Here is a 21,909-nt window from a genome sequence, read left to right on the forward strand (position 1 = left end):
TTTAGTCCTCACTACGAACAGGTATTCCTTTCCAGGATTTCAATACTAAAGATACCAATTGCTCTCTGGTAACAGCAAGTTGCGGTCGAAAGGTATTATCTTGAGAAAACCGGGCTACAAACCCAAAGCCCACAGCTTCTTTAATTTCGGAAGCGTAGATATCATCGGTAGCTATCTCCGAATTGTAGAAGGGTCAGTATTGCCTACGGTATTGGTATTTCCTGCGGTATTGGCTGCGGTATTGGCTGCGGTATTGGCTGCGGTGTTGGCTGCGGTGGCTGGGGTATTGGCTGCGGTATTGCCTCCGGTATTTGTATTGGTATTGGCTGCGGTATTTGTATTGGTATTGGCTGCGGTATTGCTTCGGTATTGCCTCCGGTATTGCCTCCGGTATTGCCTCCGGTATTGCCTCCGGTATTGCCAATTTCTTCCGGTGCGGGTTGATTGGTAGTGAAATAAAAGTGACCTAATGTGCGACCTTGGTAAGCCCTTTTACTCAAGCGCCAAGCAGGATCGAGAGTGACTTTCATGAATTCGTTAGCATCGCCATTTGTGCGACCGATAATCACAGATTTACCTTGGTAATCTACCGGAGTTCCAATTAGTAGAACATCCCCATCAACACTTTCCAAAGTCAGGGCGTATGTTAATGCTAAATCGGTGCCTGCCATGCGAATTGAAAAGCCGTTGCTGTCTGTTGCGCGGCCACAAATACCGGTGAAATCAAAACTAACTAATAATGGATCGACTTTCACGGGATTAGAGCCACTTTCGCTCCAGCATTTCCGCTTGTCAGATACCTGTTCTACAATTAGCAATTGGTAGCCACCGGAAGGGCGGGGTTGGGCGATGACAATTACTCGGTCTTGGTTAATGTCGGTTTCGTCAAAAGTAAATGCTTTAGCCGAACCGATCGCGCCAAGTGTTAAAATTGCTGAACCTGCCAGTGCTGCCACTGTTCGTACAAGTGAATGTTTCATGATTTTTCCCTATTGGCTCCTTATTATGATGAGACTTATCTAGAATATAAAAAAGTCGCCCTCTTCAGACAACAAGATAGAATTTTACCATCTCTTGTTCCGGTGGTACCAAGTGCGATCGATCGCCGCTCGTCACATTGGTTCGTAGTGAAAACTCAACTCCGAGCGAATTTTATGAGGACTTGAGTCCTCCCTACAAAGTTATAAGCGTTATTTTACCGAGGAACTTGATAAGCTGTTCGACCTCTCAATTGTATTTTCCGGGCGGGCGCGACGCCCACTCCACAAGAATTTGATGGGACTTGAGAGTAAAAGTTAGATGCGCCTGGGCTGATTACTTGCGGGAAACGATCGCACTATTGGGCAAAAAAACGGTGCGTTACACTCTTGTTAACGCACCCTAAAACACACATTCAAAAACTGTCTTTGCCCTCTAGCGGAACATACTGCTAACAGAACTATCTTCGTGAATCCGCCAAATAGTTTCTCCGAGCAAATTGGCTACCGACAGCACCGTCAACTGCTCAAAACGGTTCTCTTCCGGCACAGGAATTGTATTCGTAACAATTACCTCTTCCAAAATCCCGCTAGACAAACGCTCGATCGCCGGAGGCGAAAACACCGCATGAGTAGCACAAGCATAAACCTGCCTCGCACCCTCCCGGCGCAACAATCTCGCACCTTCAGAAATCGTGCCGGCAGTATCGATCATGTCGTCCACCAACACGGCTGTTTTGCCGCTCACATCACCGATGAGGTTCATCACTTCTGCCACGTTGTGAGCTTGGCGGCGCTTGTCAATAATTGCCAGGGGAGCATCACCAAGCTTTTTGGCAAAAGCTCTCGCCCTAGCGACTCCGCCAACATCCGGCGAAACCACAACAATATCCGTCAACTGCTTGCTCGCCAGATAATCCAAAAGCACCGGCGAACCGTAAACGTGATCGAAAGGAATGTCAAAATAACCTTGAATCTGAGCCGAGTGCAAATCCATCGCCAAAATGCGACCGGCCCCAGCTTCCGTAATCAAATTAGCCACTAATTTTGCAGTAATCGACTCTCTTCCGGCCGTTTTGCGGTCAGCCCTAGCATATCCGTAATAGGGGATGACGGCAGTAATTTGTCTGGCCGAAGCGCGGCGACAAGCATCGATCATAATTAACAATTCCATGAGGCGATCGTTTACCGGACAGCAAGTTGGCTGAATCAAGTAAACATCGCAACCCCGAATCGATTCTTGAATTTGAACGTACAGTTCCCCATCAGCAAACCGCTTGCGAACCATCGGCCCCAAATCAATCCCCAGATAGCGAGCCACCTCTTGGGCGAGGGGAATATTAGCAGAACCGGAGAACAGCCGCAGACGGTCATGAGCGGAAACCGGCGGCTCGGGAAGCGGAAGCGGTAAAGTAGCAGAACGGATCACAGCAGGCCTCTTGCAGGACGTTTATTCCATCGCTATCTTACCATCTGAAACTAGAAATATTCAGCCAATTTTTTAATAGATTTAACTTTCGGGGCGACCACAAGTGTGAAGTTAGGCGAATTGAATAGGACTTGCAGAAATATGTCCAACAAATCCGGTTTCTACCCCACATTCGGTATCCTTAACGGTCAGAATCGGTTTTTACTTATTTTTATCCAGCAATAAAACTATGAATTATACTTGAATACCGTACATTAACGGATATAAAACTTGTTAAAGGCATAATTTATTACTGTAAAGATAGAGTTTTCTGCGTAATTATGCTGGGTGACACCCCAGGGTGTGGAATGTGGGTTGTAGCGAACTCTGTACTGGCAGAAGTACGATCGCACTTGTGCCCCTGCCTCTCAAAATTCTGGCGTGAGTCAATTTGGGGCTGAGGCTGCAAGTGCAGCCACCCCAAATTCAGTCGAAAGCCCAAGGCATCCGGGTTCAATGCGAGAAAAATGCCACCAACAGGCAATAAACTTGAAAAATACTGTAAAAAAAGTTAAGAATCGGAAGCATACTTCAGATTTTTGATATCGGGCAAAGCAAGGTAGAAATCGATGAGCTTAAGAGAACGCATTGACGCAGAAATCAAAGCAGCCATGAAGTCCAAGGACAAAGTTCGCTTGGAAACAGTTCGTGGCATCAAGAAATTTATTCTCGAAAAAGAAGTCAGCCTCCGTCCCTCCGGGCAAGAAACGCTGACAGAAGCTCAAGAAATGGAAATTTTGATGCAAATAGCCAAACAGCGCCGGGATTCGATCGAACAATACCGCAAAGGTGGCCGCGAAGATTTAGTGGGACAAGAGGAGGCGGAGTTGGCAATTGTTGAAGAGTATTTGCCGGCGCAAATGTCAGACGAAGAGGTGAGTCAAGTCGTTGACGAAGTGATTGCCTCGGTTGGCGCTACTTCTGCAAAAGATATGGGCAAGGTGATGGGCAAGGCAATGCAGCAGCTTAAAGGCAAAGCAGACGGTAACAGAATTCAAGAGATGGTGAAAGCAAAGCTTAATCAGTAGTCAGTAGTCAGTAGTCAGTAGTCAGTAGACATCTCCCATAAATAATCTCAAGCTTTATAGAGATGTATGGCTTAGGCAGGGGGGCGACAATTTATTAGGGCTAAAGCCAAAAAACCCGGTTTCTACGAAAAATCGTGCATTTCTCCCTTGAGATATTGACGCCGAAACCGGGTTTTTGATCGGATGTGCGGGTTGCAACCTGTGTATTTTCGTGAAAAAACTCGGTTTCTGACCATCATGGCGTCCAAGAATGTCAAAAAAATGTAAAATACTAACTTTGGTCGGGACTGGGGACTACAGAGAGTGAAGTCTGCTCAAGAGCATGAAAGACCTAGCATTACTAAGTCTGTGAGCGATCGTCTATTTTTTAACAGTTTCTACTTAAACTTATGCAGCCACCTATTGCTATTGGAACTCTCCTACAAAACCGCTACCGCTTGGTGAATATTTTAGGTCAAGGAGGATTTGGCCGGACTTATTTAGTAGAAGATTTGGGACGGTTTCAAGAACGCTGCGCCCTGAAGGAATTGATTCCGGTGCAAAGCGGGCCTTACGTTTTGGAAAAATCGAAGGAATTGTTTCAAAGAGAGGCGGCAATACTTTACCAAATTGGGCATCCACAAATTCCCCAGTTTCGGGCAATATTTGAAGAGAACCAGCGTTTGTTTTTAGTGCAGGATTACGTGGAAGGAATGACTTACCGCGAACTGTTGCTCGATCAAACTTCAAATGGTCGCACCTTCACCGAAGCCGAAGTCTTGGTATTTATCCGGCAAATGCTGCCGGTACTGGCTCACATCCACGCCCGCGGCATCATCCACCGCGACATCTCCCCAGAAAATATAATTCGGCGGGAAAATGACCAAATGCCTGTGCTGATTGACTTTGGAGTGGTGAAGGAACTCGCCACCAAAGTCCAGTCTCCCGAAGGAACAGCCCACGCAACAACTGTCGGCAAAATCGGCTACGCGCCGATGGAACAGTTGCAAAGCGGGCGGGCAACAGCCAGCAGCGACCTCTACGCTTTAGCCGTAACGGCGATCGTCCTGCTGACGGGCAAAGAACCGCAGGAATTGCTCGATCAAACAACGCTGCAGTGGAATTGGCAGCAGCAAGCTCAGGTGAGCACGGGTTTGGCTTTGGTGCTCAATCGGATGTTGAGCCGGTCTCCGGGCGATCGATACCAATCTGTCAGCGAAGTCGCCCAAGCACTCGACGCCCAAACTAATCCTAAGCCTAGCCAGCCAACTGTACCGCCCGCGCCGCCAGCAGTTGTGCCGACAAACCCTTCGCTCATAGCAACGGTGGCCGTGGGCAGGCCGCCAGAGCCCGCCGCCCAGAGTTCCCACCCGCAAAACCAGCCCGACCCGTTAATTGAGCCTGTTGGCGGCTCTTTTTGGGACAATCCCATTGCTGCGATCGGTCTGCTGGCGGGCTTAGTAATCTTGACAGGCTTCGGTTCCTGGGCTTTAGTCGGCTCATTTCTCAACAATTCGCGCCCCAAACCCACTCCGACTGCGCCAGCACTCATAAATCCCACGCCGACACTAACTCCCATACCAAACCCGCTACCTTTGCCAACCCCAACCCCGCAACCTTTGCCAACCCCAACCCTACAACCTTTGCCGGAGCCCAGCCCAGAACCTTTGCCGGAACCAAGCCCAGAACCTTTGCCGGAACCAAGCCCAGAACCTTTGCCGGAACCGAACCCAGAACCTTTGCCCGAACCAAGCCCAGAACCTTTGCCGGAACCAAGCCCAGAACCCAGCCCAGCGCCAACTCCCACACCAAAACCGACGCCCGCGCCGACTCCCGCGCCCAAACCGACGCCCAAACCGACGCCCGCACCAACTCCCGCACCCAAACCAACACCCGCGCCGTCCCCAACACCAGCACCAACTCCCGCACCAACTCCCGCACCATCACCGGAACCAGCCCCAACTCCCGCACCGTCGCCGGAACCGGAACCAACTCCCGCGCCGTCACCGGAACCGGAACCAACACCAGCGCCGTCACCGGAACCCGAACCCACGCCGTTACCGGAACCACTACCAACACCCGCACCATCGCCAGAACTCTAAACTTCTGGCAAAATTCCCCTAGACTGAGGTTGAGGCCAATTATTTGTTAGCTATTTGTCAATGAACTCCTTGCTAATTGCTGGAACTGATACCGACGCGGGCAAAACTGTTTTGACCAGCGCTCTGGCTGCTTATTGGCAAATGTATTTTCCCGATCGCAGTTTGGGAATTATGAAACTCATGCAAACGGGAACGGGCGATCGCGAACTCTACACTCGTTTGTTTGCCCTCGACCAATCCCCCGAAGAACTCAATCCGCTGCACTTTGATGCGCCTCTAGCACCACCAATTGCTGCGGAACGGGATGGGAGACGTATCGAACTCGAAAAGGTCTGGACGGCGCTGCAAAGCCTCTCTGAACGTAAGGATTTTGTGTTGGTGGAAGCTTTGGGAGGGCTGGGTTCGCCTGTAACGCGGGAACTGACGGTGGCCGATATTGCCAGGGATTGGCGGCTGAGAGGGGTTTTGGTAGTACCTGTGAGGTTGGGGGCGATCGGGCAAGCTGTAGCGAATGTTGCTCTCGCCAGACACACTGGTTTTAAGCTGAGAGGAATTGTGCTCAATTGCGTTAAAGCTTATTCTGAACAAGAAATTGCCGATTTAGCGCCCGTTGATTTGATCCAGTCGCTGACTCAAATACCTGTGTTGGGTATTTTGCGGCATTTAGATGACCCGACTGACCTTGCTAAATTAGCTAAAGTTGCTTCAGATTTAGATTTAGAGCGGTTACTGCCAGGGGTGAATTTAGTTGCTCAGACTTCTAAATAACCCTATTCTAAACACCTCTCTTTCTCATTCTTCTCTTCCTCTGCGTCCTCTACGGTTCATTTTAAAAAAATATCCGGCCCAACTGGGATAGGATTGAAGAAGATTTTATTTTAACCGCAGAGAGCGCAGAGAGCGCAGAGAAAGAGAAGAGAGAGTTTCACAAATTATTCTGGATTGCTATAATTAGTGATTACCATTTATTAAGTGATTAAATCTAAAACCTAATCAAAAAAAAGGAGAATAAAACATGGTTTCTACTTTACCGAATTTAACTTCTGTGGATTTATCTCAGTTGCGGCTGGAGATTATAAATTTGCAGCCTCAGCTAGTAGAATGGCGTCGCCTTTTGCACCAAAAACCGGAGTTGAGTTTTGATGAAAATTTAACGGCGCAGTTTATCTCGCAAAAGTTGCAGGAATGGGGAATTGAGCATGAAACTAATATTGCTAAAACTGGTATTGTCGCCACTATAGACAGCGGCAAACCGGGGCGGGTTTTGGCAATTCGGGCTGATATGGATGCTTTGCCGATTCAAGAAGAAAATGAGGTGGATTATCGATCGCAGCATGATGGAATTATGCACGCTTGTGGCCACGACGGCCACACTGCGATCGCCCTTGGTACTGTCTGTTATCTTGCTAAGCACAAACACAGCTTTTCGGGGAAAGTAAAATTTATCTTTCAGCCCGCCGAAGAAGGGCCAGGAGGCGCAAAACCGATGATTGAAGCGGGAGTTTTGAAGAATCCTGATGTTGATGCGATCGTCGGCTTGCATTTGTGGAACAATCTACCGTTGGGTACTGTAGGCGTCCGCAGCGGCGCTTTGATGGCGGCTGTCGAAGTTTTTGACTGCACGATTTTTGGCAAAGGTGGACACGGCGCAATGCCACATCAGACTGTGGACTCGATCGTAGTTACAGCCCAAATTGTCAGCGCTTTGCAGGCAATTGTCGCGCGGAACATTGACCCGATCGACTCAGCGGTAGTAACTGTCGGCAAATTCCACGCAGGCCACACCCACAACGTCATTGCCGATACCGCTCAAATCGGTGGCACGGTGCGCTATTTCAATCCAGCATATCAAGGTTATTTTGCACAGCGAATCGAGCAAGTAATTGCCGGAATTTGTCAGAGTCACGGGGCAAATTACCAATTAGATTATTGTGCGCTTTATCCGCCAGTTATTAATGATTCGAGAATAGCTGAATTGGTGCGCGGCGTTGCAGAATCCGTTGTCGAAACTCCTGCAGGAATCGTGCCGGAATGTCAAACAATGGGCGGCGAGGATATGTCGTTCTTTTTGCAAGAAGTGCCAGGTTGCTATTTCTTTTTGGGTTCAGCAAATCCAGAGAAAAACTTGGCTTACCCGCACCATCACCCGCGTTTTGATTTTGATGAAACTGCGTTGGGGATGGGTGTAGAAATGTTTGTTCGGTGTGTCGAAAATTTTTGTGCGATGTAAATAAGTCTTTTATGGGCGGGCTAGAAGCCCAACCCCTACTCCCCACAATAAATTCATTCTTTGTGGAACAGGCAAATTCATGTCTTGTGGAACAGGCATCTTGCCTATTCATGAGAATGATAAAACATCTCAGATATTACCGAGTTTGAAAAATATTCTGCACCATTTTTTTATCTACACTCGCCGCTGCCTTATCCAATTCGGTAATCTCCCCGGAGTCTAACTCCCAGCCCAAAGCACCAATATTATCCCTCGCCTGTACCACAGATTTAGCCCCCGGAATCGGAATAGTTTCTTTGCAGATGCACCAGTTGATTGCTATCTGCGAAACAGTCTTGTTTCTAAATGTCGATATTTCTCGCAAACACTCCAAAAGCGATCGCATTCCCGGAAGTAGCTGCTTGCACGCCAAACCTCGGATACCTTTAGGAAGAGGGCCGTTTTCGGAATATTTACCCGTCAGCAACCCCAAGGCTAGAGGACTGTAAGCAATCAATTTTATCCCCAATTCATCGCACACATCTTTCAATCCGAGTTCTGTTACCGGATAGGTGGAAAGTAGCGAATATTGCACTTGTAAAGTAACAATAGGAATTTGGCGATCGCTAAATCTTTGATGCACCCATTTCAGCCGTTTCGGCCCGTAATTAGACAATCCCACTCCCTTGACCAATCCTTGCTCATAAAGGTCAGCCAAACCATCTAAAAGAGCCCCCTCTTGCCAAGGAGCGTAATTAGCTGTAGACCAGTGCATTTGCACCAAATCTACATTTTTCCCGAGACGCGAAGCAGAGGCTTTGCAAGCCGATATCATTGATTGTCGCGTCAGCCTCCAAGGATAAGCCGCCAGTTTTGTCGCAATACAAATACTGTCTTTATTTACACCTTGATATTGTTGAGAAAACTGCCCCAAAAGCTGCTCGCTGCGTCCGTTTAATTTCCCTGTTCCGTAAGAGTCGCCGGTATCAAATAAAGTCATACCGTTACTAATACAAAGATTGAAAACGGCTTGCAATTCCTCGTCCATACTTTCGTTGTAGCCCCAGAGAAATCTGTTGCCCCAAGCCCAAGTGCCGCAGCCCATTTTTGGAAGTAAAATTTTTTGGTTAGTTGACATTTTTATTGATGGTAGTTGTTGGTAATACGGATATTTTATAGGAACATAACTCGGTATCGCCAAGCCCCCTGTAGAGCTGTTTCACTCTGCCACAGGCCGCCAGGGACTCAAGTTCCTGTCTAATAGCATAAGTCGGTTTTAAGCGACTAAAATAGTAATCTCTATTTTGGAAATTAGAGTTACACATATATTCAGCGCTAACTCTATACAAAAACAGCTTTGATAGAATTGCTACAGTCGTCTAAAGACGACTTCAGCTATGAGACAGGGGTTTAAACCCCTGTCGGACTGTCGGACTAATGGCACACCCTACAAAATTACCAATGACTGATGACTTGTTAATTCTTTTACGTGGTTGGCGAGGGTGAAGGTGTGCTGTTTTTGGTAGGTTGCTCTGGCTTAGTTTTAGGATCTGGTTTTGGTGGTGGCGGCGGAGGGAAAGTAGCCGCGCGTCTGGGTATTTGTAGCGCTGTTCGGAATGCAGAAGACGGGAAGAAAGCACTAAATTGAGACAGTCGATGGGCGATGGGTTCGGGCGCATATTCCCACAAGCTTTCGTAGTAGAAGAAAGCGGCGCCTAAGCCGTATTCTTGGACTGCTTGCACCTGAGATTTAATTTGCTCAATCGGTACTGGGTTATTTCTCAAACCTGTCATAATCCCAACTCCGGTGGGAATCTTTTGCTGTGCTTCTTGCATTTCTGGACGGTTAATCTTGCCCACAAATGATTCTAAATTGGGACGGTACACTTGCACGATTAGCTCGTCGGCAATATCCAAGCGCACCCAAGTCAGCCAATCTTGTAGATGATGTTTGTAAGCAAACTCGTAGTAATTGGGAGAAATTGAGAAAATTGCATTGGGCTTGACTGCTTTGACGGCTTGATTTAGCTGCGACATAAAAGCCGTAATTTTATTGGCTCGCCACTGCACCCATGCTGGATTTTGAAAATCTTTTGGCGGAGCCTTTTTTGTTTCTTTGGTATACAAAGCAACTGTGTACTCATCGTATCCAAATTCCGACGGCAAACTCATGTGGTCGTCAAATTGAATGCCGTCGGCGTTGTATTGAGTGGTGATTTCTAGTACGAGTTCGGTAATGAATTGCTGAACTTCGGGATGAAAGGGATTGAGCCAAACTACTTCGCCGCCCGCGCCGTTTGATGTTTGGCTGCCGTCCTGTTTTTGTGTCAGCCAATCGGGATGATTTAAGGCTAATTCTGAGGTGGGAGGAGCCATGAAACCAAACTCAAACCAAGGAATTACTAGCAGGCCTTGGCGGTGAGATTGAGCGATTAAATCTGCGATCATATCTTGTCCCTCTAACCCTCTGTAAACAAAGGGTTGAATATCTCTTTGCTGCGCTACATTGCTGGGATACATTGCATAGCCAGAATTCCAGACAACGGGATAGATTGTGTTGAAATTTAACCGTTTTAGTTTGCTGACAGCATCTCCTAGTTTGCGACGATCTCTGAGGATGTCTTTGTCGTTTGTCGTCATCCAAACGCCGCGAATTTCCTGGCGGGGTTGCTGGGCGATCGCCGGAATGAAATTGTTCGCCAGCAATACTATAATGAATGAGAGGGCAAACAGAAGCGGGAAAAGAGTTTTAATCGATCGCTGCCAACTGCGCGGAATGATGCGTAATGTCATAGTTTTGAATGGTGAGTTAGCTATTGAAACACACCCCGACATAATTTGGTGATAAAATTTGCTCGCTCTACAGTCTACAGCCATTTGCGCTGAATGTGGGATCGGTTAACTGAAATGGGTGAATTGATGTTATACGATCGCAACTGAGTTCAGTATAATCTCTGAGACAGAGGGTAAGTGACAGCATTCTGTCTAACTGCTGGGAAATCATTCATTACGCACTGCCAGCTATCCTTACCGGACTTTGCGGCCCAAGGAGTGCGAGTGCTGTACAATATTGGTGCTGGAACATTTCGATCGAACATCTGTAATTGTGAAAGATTTAGTGTTAATTGGTGGCGGTCACAGTCATGCTATTGTATTAAAAATGTTCGGTTTCAAACCGCTGCCGGGAGTGCGTTTAACTCTGATTAGCGACGTGCTGCACGCGCCTTATTCGGGAATGCTGCCGGGGCACGTTGCCGGGTTTTACGATTATGATGAATGTCACATCGATTTGCGCTCGCTCGCTGAATTTGCCAGGTGTCAAATAGTTGTCGATCGGGCGATCGCGATCGACCTTAACAAAAATTTAGTTATTTGTCAAACTCGGCCTCCGATTAATTTTGATGTGCTTTCTGTGGATATCGGCAGCACTCCTGCGACTTTATCTGTACCGGGTGCGGCAGAATATGCAATTGCAGCAAAACCCGTACCGGAGTTTTTAGCTAGCTGGAATCAGTTAATTTCCGAAAGGCAAAACCATCCCCAAAAACCGCTGCGGATAGCCATTGTCGGCGGCGGTGCTGGCGGCGTAGAATTAGCATTAAATATGCAATCTCGATTGGGGAAGGAAGAGGGAAGAAGGAAGAAGGAAGAAGGAAGAGGGAAGAGGGAAGAAGAAAGAGGGAAGAAGGAAGAGGGAAGAAGGAAGAGGGAAGAAAATTTAGAAAATTTATCATCAGAAATTCATTTGTTTCACAGCGGTGCTGAATTGATGCAGGGACACAATCAGCGGGTGCGCCTACGCCTTCAAGAAATTCTCATCAGTCGCGGCATTAAACTGCATTTAATGGAAAAAGTTATTGCTATAGAAAAGCCAGAAACGATTGACATAGAAGATAATCAAGAATGCCCGATGCCCAATGCCCAATGCCCAATACCCAATGCCAAAATTTCCTGTCAATCAGGTTTAGAATTAGAGTGCAATCGCATTTTTTGGGTGACACAAGCATCGGCAGCCAATTGGATAAGAGAATCCGGTTTAGCAGCCGACTCAAACGGCTTTATGGAAGTCAACGATTGCCTACAATCAGTCTCTCACCCCAACGTATTTGGGGCTGGAGACATCTGCGCGATGGTTAATTATCCGCGTCCCAAAGCAGGCGTGTTTGCTGTGCGTCAGGGCAAACCGCTGTTTAAAAATTTGCAGCAGTTTTTATTGGAAAAACCGCTGAAACCCTTTGCACCGCAAGAACAATACTTAGGGCTAATTGGTACTGGGAATAAAATGGCGATCGCATCTCGCGGCAATTTCATGTGGGAATCATGGTTATTGTGGTATTGGAAAGATTGGATCGATCGCCAATTTATGCAACAATTTAGCAATCTGCCCAAAACAGGCGATAGCAAATAGCAATACATTCAGAAGATGCTCACATTTTATCCGCTCTCATCTTCTCTTCTCTTCCTCTGCGTCCTCTGCGGTTAATAAAAAAAGTGTTATTCAAAAACGCTTTAAAATTGTTATAGTAATATCAGAAGTAAAGAAAACTAACTATGTTCAGAAAAATTGAATTTGGGCTGCTTTGGATTGCATTTATCACCTACGCCTTTGTATTTTCACCACCCGACAGTCCAGAAAAAACTATCACACTAATTACCAATATTTCCACAGGCAAAATAGCAGACATCAACCCTTTAATTGTAGCGTTATTCAACCTCATGGGAGTCTGGCCGCTCATCTACAGTTGCGTCTTATTTGCTGACGGCAGGGGGCAGAAAATACCTGCATGGCTATTTGCCACTTTATCCTTTGGCGTCGGCGCCGTTGCCTTGCTGCCTTATTTAGCCCTACGCGAACCGAATCCTGAATTTCCCGGTCATAAAAATATCTTTTTAAAGATATTAGACTCCCGTTTTACTGCCATTGTCCTAACATTGGGTGCTGCTGCTTTAGTTTCTTTTGGGTTGACAAAAGGCGATTGGTATGATTTTATGATACAGTGGCAAACCAACCGTTTTATCCACGTAATGAGTTTAGATTTTTGTATGCTTTGCCTACTATTTCCTGCCTTATTAGGAGACGATATGGCGCGCCGAGGAATGCAAAACTCTACAGCATTTTGGGCAGTAACATTAGTACCGCTGTTCGGGCCGTTGGCTTATCTGTGTACGCGCAAACCGCTGCCGGAAACTAATACTAAAACTGTTACAAATTAGACAGCAGTGCAGGGAATTCTCAGTTTAATGTAGGAATCAATCACAAGTAATCAGACAAGAAACAGGCAAGATGCCTGTTCCACAATAAGTAAGTTTTATTGTGGGGAGTAGGGGTTGGGCTTCTAGCCCGCCCATGAAACACTGATTACAAATAGTGCCAAATCTGAGTATTAATGTAAATAATTATCTCCCAGTCTCTAGCAAATGAAAAAATTTCCGATTGTTGGCATCACAACATCCAACCGCTGTTCAGCAGGCGAGTATCGCTTAAATGGAACTTATATTGATGCAGTTCAGGCGGCTGGTGGCATTCCGATTTTGCTGCCGCCCAATCAATTAGATCCGGCTAGTATTTTTGATGCAGTAGATGGTTTGATTTTTTCCGGGGGCGGAGATATAAACCCAGAACTTTACGGCGGTTATGTCGATCGCACAGTTTACTCAGTTAATGCAGAACGCGACAATTTTGAATTAAGCTTAGCAAAGCTAGCTTTGAAAGCTGACATACCTGTGTTGGGGATTTGCCGGGGAATGCAAATGTTGAACGTAGCCAGCGGTGGCAGTTTGGTAATTCACGTACCGGATGCTTACGGAGATGAGGTTAATCACGGATCGGGAATTCCCCCGCGTGCGATCGAGCATACCATTGAAATTGAGCCAAACAGTCGCCTAGCAAAAATTATGGGAAAAACTTCAACAACAGTTGTTTCCTGGCATCATCAAGCAGTGAGGAAGGTAACATCCGATTGGCGAATTGTAGCCGATGCACCTGACACTTTGGTAGAAGCAATGGAACACTGCTATCACCCTTGGATGATAGCAATTCAATGGCACCCGGAAATGTCGCCAAACTGTTCCTTCAACTCTGGAATTTTTAGGGCTTTCGTAGAAGCAGCCGCTTCAAAATTCATGAATTCTACCAAGTCAGCATCACAAGCAATTCCTACATTTTTATAGTCACTTATTCTTGATAGTCCGTATCTATTTCAATATCCAGGGTATCTTCATCTATTCTGACATACAGAACATTCGGGCGACAGCAAACCTGACAATCTTCGATATAAGATTGCTCCATACCACCGCTGATATCAACAAAAGTTGTACTCGGTTCGCCGCAGAAAGCACAGTAATATTCAGCCGTTGTTTGCATCTTTCTCGCACTCTCTTTTTGTGACTTCGTGGCGGTAGCGAAACATATCTGTTAACCGCATTTCCACCCACCAACCTAACAACAAATCGACAATCGGGCCGCCCGGTATCGAAAATGCGATCGCATCTGTCAATCTAGTTTTGCCATTTTCTGAGGTAAACTCGTGTCGGTGAGTCCAACGTGCCATCGGCCCCTCAGTTTGTTCATCAACAAACAAGCGATATTGTTCGCACTCAGTGTGAGTCGCCACCCATTTTACAGGAATCGGCCCCAATAACAAGCGAAATTCTGATACAGCACCCACATCTAATCCCCCTTCGCGGCGAATGATTTTCACCGGTTGCCAAGGCGGAGTCAAAAGTTGCAGAATGTCGGGCCTTTCGTGAAAGTTCCAGACTGCTTCAACGGTGGCATTAATCAGCGACGAATATTTAAAATTGGGCATTGTATCGTTGGGCTAGACAGTTAAGTGCGATCGCGTTTCAGCATTTGCAGTATTATCCTCTGTATCAGTACAAACAGCAACAGTTAGTTTCAATCCCAAAGTATTCAGCCAAGTTCCCAGATTATAAATCGCATCACTTCCTTGCTGCGACAGCAATTCATCCAATTTTTTTAAGTGCAATTCATATTGTTCAGGAGTCATTTTTGGTTGACCCAAAGCTTCTGCTACATCGCTGAGAGCTCGTTTTAGCAGTTCAGGTTCCGGCTCTTCCTCCTCTAATGTCGCCGTTATATAGGCGGCTGACAATGCCGGACTTTTTCTCAGAGATTCAATCAAAAATGGATGATAAGGTAGGCTTTTAGGCATTGTCTTAACTCCTATAATCTGTCCAGTATTCTGTAGCTTGGCGGATATCTCTGTCTTGAGTGCTTTTATCGCCTCCGCAGATGAGCATCACAATTGTCATCCCTATTTGTCCCAAATAAATTCGGTAGCCAGGCCCATAATTTATTTTAAGTTCGCATACACCTTCCCCCACGGAGCGATAGTCTCCTAAATTACCATCAGCAATTCGGTTAAGCTTAGAGATAATCTTGGCTTGAGCATTGATATCTCTAAGCGAATCAAACCACTGATCGAAAGGCACTTTGTTATCTGGCTTAGTATAACGCTGAATTTCTCTCGGTTGGACTTCGGCCATAATTATATTATAGTGCGTCACTCATCCCAGTATCCTGGCAATTAATTATACTCAAGAAATGCCACAGGGGAAAGATGAAAAAACTTAGCTAACTTTTGAATTTGACTCGCCGTCAGTTCCCGCTTTCCATCCATCATCTCAGATACCCAAGACTCGGATTCAAAAATATCAACCAAATCTTTTTCTTGAATATTGTCCTCAACCATCAATGCTTTCAGTAGTGCGATACCTTTCAAGACTGGCATTGGCTCATGTTTTTGTTCGTAATCATAAACAAGAGTACCCAACACGTTTAAGTAATCCCGATCGTCTTGCGTGAGATTGCTCCGACTCACAATAGAATCCATCCGATTTTGTGTAGCGATTAACTCAGCTTCACAAGTAATTGGGCGCGGTGGAAAAGTTGTGATTATCTCAACATAGTAGCTACTAGGAGTTTTTAAACCAGTCGTCATTTTTCCAGTTCTCCTTATCATATTCTGCATGAGTTAAAACAGAGCTGACAAACACTATCTGGTATTCATAATCGATAAAAGCAATTAACCGATAGTTATTGCCACCAATATTAAATACCGTAAAGTTACCTACTAAGTTAGCCGAAGGAAATACTTTACGAATATCTACTAAACTTTGCCATTCAGCATCACAACTACGCTGATACCACAGCAACAGACTTGTTTCAGCATTGGGCTGTGTTTCCCAAAATTCTTTTAGTCGTTTTCGGCTAATAACACGCATGAGGCTATTATAATCTAATTTACTAAACGCGACTTAGTGAATTTTCACATTCTTGATTTTGCTGTCGTGTTGTATGACTCATCGCCTCAGCCAAATGCTTCTTCAAAGTCGCCTCCGGTAGCGGCCCTTTTAAATGACTCCAAGGCAAAACCTGATCCAATTCCCACTCTTGAAAAACATAAAAATCCATCTCCGGCAACTGTCCCCGCAACTCCTTAAAAGCCCGCCGATAACTGCCCAAAGTATCGCCGTAATGTCGCACTAATTCCAACAGCCGAGACAACCGCCGATCGCCCTTTGACAACAAACCCTGAATCACAGACCAGTTATAGCTTTCAGGTCTAAATTCTAAACCTAACTTCCGCAATTCTTTATCTAAAAACTTCAGCCTCTTCTCCGCATCTTTATTCACTCCAAACCACTGAAAAGGAGTGTGAGATTTCGGAACAAAAGTGCTGCATCCAAAAGTCAACCGCAAACCGGGAACCGCTTTTTTAATCGCCCGCATCATCGCCACCGTCTCCTCCAAATCCTCCATCTCTTCGCCGGGAATTCCCGCCATCCCGTAAAGTTTAATTCCCTTTAAACCGCCAGCCTTAGCATTAATGGCAGCTTGGATAATTTCATCGTTAGTGAGTTTTTTATTAACAATTTTGCGGAGGCGATCGCTCCCACTTTCCACCGCAATAGTCACAGATTTACTGTCTCTGTTTGTCAATATTTCTGCCAATTTAACTGTCACCGTATTCGTCCTTACCGAAGAAAGACTCAACCGCACGCCGTCGTATTTTGGATGATTCAAATGATCCAGCAACGCTTCAAATTCCGGGTGCTGAGTGACAGAAGCACCCAACAAACCCAAACGATTAGTCACAGCTAAACCGCGATCGATCGCCGGAATTAGCGAAGCCTCCAAACTCGCAGTTCTAAACGGCAAAGTCAGATAACTTGCCAAACAAAAACGGCACATTTCTGGACAACTCCGAACCACTTCCACCATGTAAATATTTTCCCAAGCCGCTTTTTCTGTCACCACAGTGGAAGCAGATAAAGTATTGCCGCGATAAGTCTGTTTTTCAACCACACTGGGAATTCCCGAATCTACAGGCTGAATAGATTTAATACCCTCCGTCGCATCCAGATAAGTTACTTCATACAAACTGGGGACGTAAACTCCCGGAACTTGGGCTAAATGCCGCAATTTAGTTTGTCTGTCGGCGGTACGGACTTGTTTATAAGCATCAATAAAATTGTCTACGAGATGTTCGCCATCTCCCAGCAAAATCACATCAAAAAACTCGGCAAAAGGTTCTGGATTAGCAGTAAAAACCGGGCCACCGCCGAATACAATCGGATGATTATCCGTTCGTTGTGACGCCCAAATCGGAATTTCTAGAGATTCCAATAAATTTAGAATATTTACATAGTCTAGTTCCCAAGAAAGCGAAAATCCCAGTAATTCTGGATGTCGGGGAAGTTGTTCGCGGATATCAGTAAATAAACGGCCCACTTCAATATCCGATCGCACAGCCAAAGTTGCCCACACTATCTGATAGCCGAGACTGGTAATACCTACCGTGTACTCGTTGGGAAAAGCAAAAATAGTCGGGATAGCATCAGCATCGGGGGTTGCTGGGGCAAATAGTAAGCGTTCTTGAGCAAATGGATTAGGATTCACGGGCAAATTTAGTTTTAACAATAGGTCTGTTCTTATCTCATTTTAAGCCATTTCCAAAGTCATTGTAGGGTGCGTCAGGGTTGAATGTGGCGACTACAAACTAAGGATCTCCCCGCTGACGAACCCTACAGTTAGTTAGCTGTTACATCCGTTACATCCGAAGAAAGCAAATCGGTTTGCAAACTTCCTTCTTGCTTCTTCAAATTTACTCTGAAATAGAATTGCGATCGTCCTGACTTTTCGGAGTCGGCGGTGCAGTGTGAAAAGTTGCAATCAGCAAACAGACAATCCCAGCATTAATAAACACATCGGCTAGGTTAAATACCGGGAATCGAATGATCCGAAAATCGATAAAATCTACAACGTGGCCCGAAACAAATCGATCGATCCCGTTCCCCAGTGCTCCCCCCAAAATCAAACCGTAGCCAGCTTGTTCCCAGCGGTTAATACGCGGCCCGAACCAAGCCAGCACAATCAATCCCACACTAACGCCCAAAGACAGCCACCGCAACCAAATCGCCCCGCCATTGCTGAAAAGACTAAAAGCCGCACCGGTATTAACAACATAAGTGAAGTGAAACACCCCAGGTAACAGCGCCTGCGTCTGCGGAGGAACCGTCAAGTCAAAATTTTGTACCACCCAAAACTTAGTCAGGTGGTCTAAAACTAAACTGATAACAGCAGCAATCCAAAACAAGGGATTTCTTTTAAAACGCATGAATTAAGCAATAGAAAATGGGGCATCGGGCATGAGAGAATTTACTCCAATCTCACTTGTCATTGCGAGCAGAATGCAGTGCAGCAAAGCAATCCCAGCCGCAGCGCGATGACTCTCCCGTTGGGCAATGTATAGTATAACCTTATTTTGCACAATTACCAGTTACCTCTTCCTTCTTCCTTCTTCCTTCTTCCTTCTTCCTTCTTCCCTCTTCCTTCTTCCCTCTTCCTTCTTCCTTCTTCCGAAAATTATTTCAGCAACCAGCCAAATAATTCTCCAACACTCAACCGCAGTTCGCTAGCGAAGGACGGCACACGCAGCAGCATTTCTGGTTCATCAAATACTGCTGTCTGTTGCTGGGGAACATAAACAAAAACGCATTGTTCGTCGGGATCGATCAGCCAGCCCATTTGAGTTTGATGATTTAAGCAGTGCAGAATATTTTTAGTAACTTTAGTTTGACTTTGGTCTGGCGACAAAATCTCAATTGTCCAATCAGGAGCTATGGGAAAAACATTAGCAATTTCGCCGTTATCATCGGCGGGAATTCTGTTCCAGACAAATACTGAAACATCAGGCACTGTTGACCTTCCGCCAAAGGTACACCGGAGTTCTGGAAATGCTCGTGCAACTTTTTTTGGTTTTAATATAGCGTTAATGAAAATAATTAGTTCACATTGAGTCGCACTGTGTTTCCCTTATGGCATTGGCTTCTGAATAATTTGATTATCAATGTATTCGCTGGCAGGTTTGGTTTCTGGTAGTTGGAGAAACTCTTCTAAAGTTAAGGATTTTAATCTTGTTTGTACCATTTTGAGTTCACCTCTAATGAAGTAGATCTTTTAGCAGCAGTCTAGTCTAAGGTAAATTGTTCCAAGCTTGAGCCACAATGTCGCTCAGCCATAGCCTCTGAGCAAAATCTAGCAGATTGTCGTCCGCGAGTACCTCAGCCTTTAATTCATCCAAAGACTGAGATCGCGATCGAGCTATTTGAATCACACCCGCGATCGCCGACGCCACCAATTCTTCATTCAGCGGCTGCTGTCGCAAAGCAATCATTTCTTGAGGATTCGTAGGAATGGGATAATTCATAGAAGTGCATACCGAAAGGAGTAGATATTCAGCCAGTGCGGGCCAACCGAGAGCAAGAGCGATCGAAAACCTAAAAATCTGAGAACATTGTAAACTTATTTAAAACTCAATAAGTATTCGGGAGTATAGCCTACTTTGCTCCCTTGTCAACTCCCCCATCTTTATTAATTTATTCAGAATTGAGAGCCTAATCATGCAAGAAATTCTTTATCTAGAAGTTCCGACACCGGATACAGCAGCCGTCTGCACTTGGTTGCAGCACGAATTCGATCCCGGAATCGGAGAAAAAATTATTACTGCTGACGGCTTTCGCCTGCTTTCACCAGCCACAACAGTCGAGGTTCAGAAGTCTGGAACTCAAAATGCCAATCCAAAACCCGCCTTGGCTGACACCAATTCAGGAAACCAAAATTGGCGATCGACAGAACTTTCCACCTTTGTCTGGTCACTGCAACGCACCACTTATTTAAAAGTCTTTCGTCTAGAAGAGGCGCCTGCTGGAGAAAGAAAGTTCCTGGAAGCTCTGAATCTTGCTGTGAGAAACAAGTTTCCCGATCGCTACCGGGAACCCCCTGTCATAGACCTCTCCAAACAGTCAATTTTTGAGGCTCTTGCCCCCTATTACCCATTGACCGTCAAATACTTCCAAAAAATGCCTCAAGGCGAATACGACCTCAAGCGCGTCTACTGGTGGGAACAGCGTTGGCGCGAAGGCACTCGCAATCCTCAAAAGCCAAAACAAGTAGTGTTTTTGAAGGAAGAGGGAACAGGGAAGAAGGAAGAAGGAAGAGGGAAGAAGGAAGAAGGAAGAGGGAAGAAGGAAGAGGGTACAATTTCGGTGTCCGATTCTGGCGATACTTTTTATGACTTAATTTATATTGGCGGGGCCTTGGGAGTGATTCACGCCGCAGTCATGGCGAGATTGGGCTACCGGGTGCTGCTAGTTGAGCGAATGCCTTTCGGGCGGATGAATCGCGAGTGGAATATTTCGCGGGACGAAATTCAAAGCTTAATTGATTTGGGTTTATTCACTGCTGCAGAAATAGAAACTTTGATTGCCAGAGAATACAAAGATGGCTACAACAAGTTTTTTGATGCTAACAATCCGCCCGTTGCTAAAGCGCCAGTTCTGCACACACCGAAGGTACTCAATGTAGCTTTGGACGGGGAGAAATTGCTAAATTTAGCGGGAGTGAAGCTAACAGAAGCTGGCGGAGAAATCTGGGACGAAACTGAGTTTATCAGAGCCGATGTTGAAGCGGAAAAAGTAGTAGTTCAGGGCCGCCACTTGCCGACAAAAGCCGATCGCACTGCATTAGGACGGCTGCTGGTGGATGCAATGGGTTCGGCTTCTCCCATAGCTTGGCAATTGAACGAAGGGCGGACTTTTGACAGCGTTTGTCCGACAGTGGGAGCAGTCATCGACGCAGGATTTGAGCCAGGAGTATGGGATTCCGAGTACGGGGATGTGCTCTACACTCACGGGGACATTTCCCGTGGCCGCCAGCTCATTTGGGAGTTGTTTCCCGGCGCCGGCACAGAATTGACAGTTTATCTATTTCACTACCACCAAGTACATCCCGATAATCCCGGTTCTTTGCTGGAAATGTACGAGGATTTTTTCGCAATTTTGCCGGAATACCGTCGCTGCGATGTCGATAAATTGGTGTGGAAAAAACCGACCTTTGGTTATATTCCGGGGCATTTTAGCAGCAACAGCGGCGATCGCTCCGTGGCGATCGATCGCCTAGTCTCGATCGGCGACGCAGCATCCTTGCAATCTCCCCTTGTTTTCACCGGCTTCGGCTCTCTTGTTCGCAATCTTTTCCGCTTAACAGACCTTTTGGATACAGCTTTAAAGCACAATTTGTTGACGGCAAATCACTTAAACCAAATTCGCGCCTACCAGAGCAATGTTTCAGTAACTTGGCTGTTTTCTAAAGGCATGATGGTTCCTACCGGGAGCAGTTTGCCTCCTCAAAGAATTAATTCAATTCTCAATACCTTTTTCGGTATTTTGGCAGCACAAAAACTCGCCGTCGCCGAAACTTTTATTAAAGACAGAACCGACTGGCTAACTTTCAATCGACTGGCGATCGAAGCAGCCGGAAAAAACCCTTCTCTCCTCTTGTGGATTTTAGATTTTGTCACCTTGGGGGATATTTGGCGCTGGCTGGGAAGTTACTTGAATTTTACTCTGCTGGCTTTGGCCAGTTTGCTGTTCGGATGGCTTCCCAGCTTCGCCCGCAGGGTACAGCCTTGGTTGGAGCCCCGGTATCCGGCTGTTTGGCTGTGGCTGTTGGCTACCAGCTATGCTCTCACCTACGGCATGGGAAAGGGGAGAAAAGAGCAAGACTTAAGTACCAAATAGTTCGCTAAAAATATCCATAGTTAATCGTTGAGGAGAAGTT

General features: G+C 46.1%; 23 protein-coding genes and 1 pseudogene. 8 read left to right on the forward strand and 16 right to left on the reverse strand.

The genetic code is table 11. The features are described 5' to 3' along the window. Window position 1 precedes the first annotated feature (1 nt). From QUA36_RS01250 to QUA36_RS01260, 3 genes are all read right to left on the reverse strand, one after another. Window positions 2–133: a hypothetical protein gene (locus tag QUA36_RS01250; RefSeq protein WP_333165636.1), complete on the reverse strand. Its 132-nt coding sequence runs from the start codon at window positions 131–133 to the stop codon at window positions 2–4. A gap of 70 nt (window positions 134–203) precedes the next feature. After that, window positions 204–980 (reverse strand): DUF3747 domain-containing protein, encoded by a 777-nt coding sequence (locus QUA36_RS01255; protein ID WP_333165638.1) that lies wholly within the window; start codon window positions 978–980, stop codon window positions 204–206. A 433-nt stretch (window positions 981–1,413) separates the two neighbouring features. After that, the gene (locus tag QUA36_RS01260) at window positions 1,414–2,406 is read right to left on the reverse strand and encodes a ribose-phosphate pyrophosphokinase (RefSeq protein ID WP_333165641.1); all 993 of its coding nucleotides are present in this window, start codon (window positions 2,404–2,406) and stop codon (window positions 1,414–1,416) included. Between the two features lie 608 nt (window positions 2,407–3,014). Here QUA36_RS01260 and QUA36_RS01265 point away from each other — a divergent pair. The 4 genes from QUA36_RS01265 (at window position 3,015) to QUA36_RS01280 (ending at window position 7,784) form a co-directional block, all read left to right on the forward strand. Continuing rightward, on the forward strand, window positions 3,015–3,473 hold the full coding sequence (locus QUA36_RS01265) for a GatB/YqeY domain-containing protein (protein ID WP_333455057.1): 459 nt from the start codon (window positions 3,015–3,017) through the stop codon (window positions 3,471–3,473). A gap of 389 nt (window positions 3,474–3,862) precedes the next feature. Further along, on the forward strand, window positions 3,863–5,554 hold the full coding sequence (locus tag QUA36_RS01270; protein ID WP_333455059.1) for a serine/threonine-protein kinase: 1,692 nt from the start codon (window positions 3,863–3,865) through the stop codon (window positions 5,552–5,554). Window positions 5,555–5,614: 60 nt separating this feature from the next. Continuing rightward, window positions 5,615–6,322, forward strand: a complete 708-nt coding sequence (gene bioD, locus QUA36_RS01275; protein ID WP_333455061.1) for a dethiobiotin synthase — start codon at window positions 5,615–5,617, stop codon at window positions 6,320–6,322. A gap of 247 nt (window positions 6,323–6,569) precedes the next feature. Beyond that, complete coding sequence (locus tag QUA36_RS01280; protein WP_333455063.1) at window positions 6,570–7,784, forward strand: M20 family metallopeptidase; 1,215 nt, start codon at window positions 6,570–6,572, stop codon at window positions 7,782–7,784. Window positions 7,785–7,920: 136 nt separating this feature from the next. On the opposite strand, the gene QUA36_RS01285 is transcribed toward QUA36_RS01280, so the two are convergent. Continuing rightward, window positions 7,921–8,901 carry an aldo/keto reductase gene (locus QUA36_RS01285; protein WP_333455065.1) on the reverse strand — a complete coding sequence of 327 codons (981 nt, stop codon included), beginning with the start codon at window positions 8,899–8,901 and terminating at the stop codon, window positions 7,921–7,923. Window positions 8,902–9,248: 347 nt separating this feature from the next. Further along, window positions 9,249–10,640, reverse strand: coding sequence for a glycoside hydrolase family 10 protein (locus QUA36_RS01290; RefSeq protein ID WP_333455067.1), 1,392 nt, complete (start codon window positions 10,638–10,640; stop codon window positions 9,249–9,251). A gap of 283 nt (window positions 10,641–10,923) precedes the next feature. Between QUA36_RS01290 and QUA36_RS01295 the strand changes: the two genes are divergently transcribed. The 3 genes from QUA36_RS01295 to QUA36_RS01305 all read left to right on the forward strand — a co-directional run bounded on the left by QUA36_RS01295 (window position 10,924) and on the right by QUA36_RS01305 (window position 13,934). After that, a complete protein-coding gene (locus QUA36_RS01295; RefSeq protein ID WP_445301410.1) occupies window positions 10,924–12,171 on the forward strand; it encodes an FAD-dependent oxidoreductase in 1,248 nt (415 codons plus the stop codon). Between the two features lie 143 nt (window positions 12,172–12,314). Continuing rightward, a complete protein-coding gene (locus QUA36_RS01300; protein ID WP_333165661.1) occupies window positions 12,315–12,977 on the forward strand; it encodes a DUF2834 domain-containing protein in 663 nt (220 codons plus the stop codon). Window positions 12,978–13,181: 204 nt separating this feature from the next. Continuing rightward, the gene (locus tag QUA36_RS01305) at window positions 13,182–13,934 is read left to right on the forward strand and encodes a gamma-glutamyl-gamma-aminobutyrate hydrolase family protein (protein WP_333116399.1); all 753 of its coding nucleotides are present in this window, start codon (window positions 13,182–13,184) and stop codon (window positions 13,932–13,934) included. A gap of 4 nt (window positions 13,935–13,938) precedes the next feature. On the opposite strand, the gene QUA36_RS01310 is transcribed toward QUA36_RS01305, so the two are convergent. From QUA36_RS01310 to QUA36_RS01360, 11 genes and pseudogenes are all read right to left on the reverse strand, one after another. Beyond that, window positions 13,939–14,127: a CPXCG motif-containing cysteine-rich protein gene (locus QUA36_RS01310; RefSeq protein ID WP_006635525.1), complete on the reverse strand. Its 189-nt coding sequence runs from the start codon at window positions 14,125–14,127 to the stop codon at window positions 13,939–13,941. Further along, window positions 14,111–14,572: an SRPBCC family protein gene (locus QUA36_RS01315; RefSeq protein ID WP_190745192.1), complete on the reverse strand. Its 462-nt coding sequence runs from the start codon at window positions 14,570–14,572 to the stop codon at window positions 14,111–14,113. The genes QUA36_RS01310 and QUA36_RS01315 overlap by 17 nt, the downstream gene beginning before the upstream one ends. Before the next feature lie 12 nt (window positions 14,573–14,584). Further along, entirely contained in the window at window positions 14,585–14,938 is a 354-nt protein-coding gene (locus QUA36_RS01320) for a transcriptional regulator (RefSeq protein ID WP_333455071.1), read from the reverse strand. Between the two features lie 4 nt (window positions 14,939–14,942). After that, window positions 14,943–15,272 carry a type II toxin-antitoxin system RelE/ParE family toxin gene (locus QUA36_RS01325; RefSeq protein ID WP_333455073.1) on the reverse strand — a complete coding sequence of 110 codons (330 nt, stop codon included), beginning with the start codon at window positions 15,270–15,272 and terminating at the stop codon, window positions 14,943–14,945. Window positions 15,273–15,313: 41 nt separating this feature from the next. Beyond that, complete coding sequence (locus QUA36_RS01330; protein WP_333455075.1) at window positions 15,314–15,727, reverse strand: transcriptional regulator; 414 nt, start codon at window positions 15,725–15,727, stop codon at window positions 15,314–15,316. Then, entirely contained in the window at window positions 15,702–16,010 is a 309-nt protein-coding gene (locus tag QUA36_RS01335; RefSeq protein ID WP_333455077.1) for a type II toxin-antitoxin system HigB family toxin, read from the reverse strand. Before QUA36_RS01335 ends, QUA36_RS01330 begins: the two co-directional genes overlap by 26 nt. A gap of 22 nt (window positions 16,011–16,032) precedes the next feature. After that, the gene (locus QUA36_RS01340) at window positions 16,033–17,688 is read right to left on the reverse strand and encodes a radical SAM protein (RefSeq protein WP_333455078.1); all 1,656 of its coding nucleotides are present in this window, start codon (window positions 17,686–17,688) and stop codon (window positions 16,033–16,035) included. Window positions 17,689–17,893: 205 nt separating this feature from the next. Then, window positions 17,894–18,406: a signal peptidase II gene (gene lspA, locus QUA36_RS01345; protein ID WP_333165676.1), complete on the reverse strand. Its 513-nt coding sequence runs from the start codon at window positions 18,404–18,406 to the stop codon at window positions 17,894–17,896. 3 nt (window positions 18,407–18,409) lie between these two features. Further along, complete coding sequence (locus QUA36_RS01350; RefSeq protein WP_333455080.1) at window positions 18,410–18,559, reverse strand: hypothetical protein; 150 nt, start codon at window positions 18,557–18,559, stop codon at window positions 18,410–18,412. Between the two features lie 95 nt (window positions 18,560–18,654). Continuing rightward, a pseudogene (locus tag QUA36_RS01355) lies at window positions 18,655–19,218 on the reverse strand (Uma2 family endonuclease). A gap of 46 nt (window positions 19,219–19,264) precedes the next feature. Beyond that, window positions 19,265–19,498, reverse strand: coding sequence for a hypothetical protein (locus QUA36_RS01360; RefSeq protein ID WP_190662685.1), 234 nt, complete (start codon window positions 19,496–19,498; stop codon window positions 19,265–19,267). Between the two features lie 193 nt (window positions 19,499–19,691). Between QUA36_RS01360 and QUA36_RS01365 the strand changes: the two genes are divergently transcribed. Then, a complete protein-coding gene (locus tag QUA36_RS01365; RefSeq protein WP_333455081.1) occupies window positions 19,692–21,869 on the forward strand; it encodes a flavin-dependent dehydrogenase in 2,178 nt (725 codons plus the stop codon). Window positions 21,870–21,909 lie beyond the last annotated feature (40 nt).

The organism is Microcoleus sp. Pol10D4 (assembly GCF_036701555.1).
In the GTDB taxonomy this organism is placed as follows: Bacteria; Cyanobacteriota; Cyanobacteriia; order Cyanobacteriales; family Microcoleaceae; genus Microcoleus.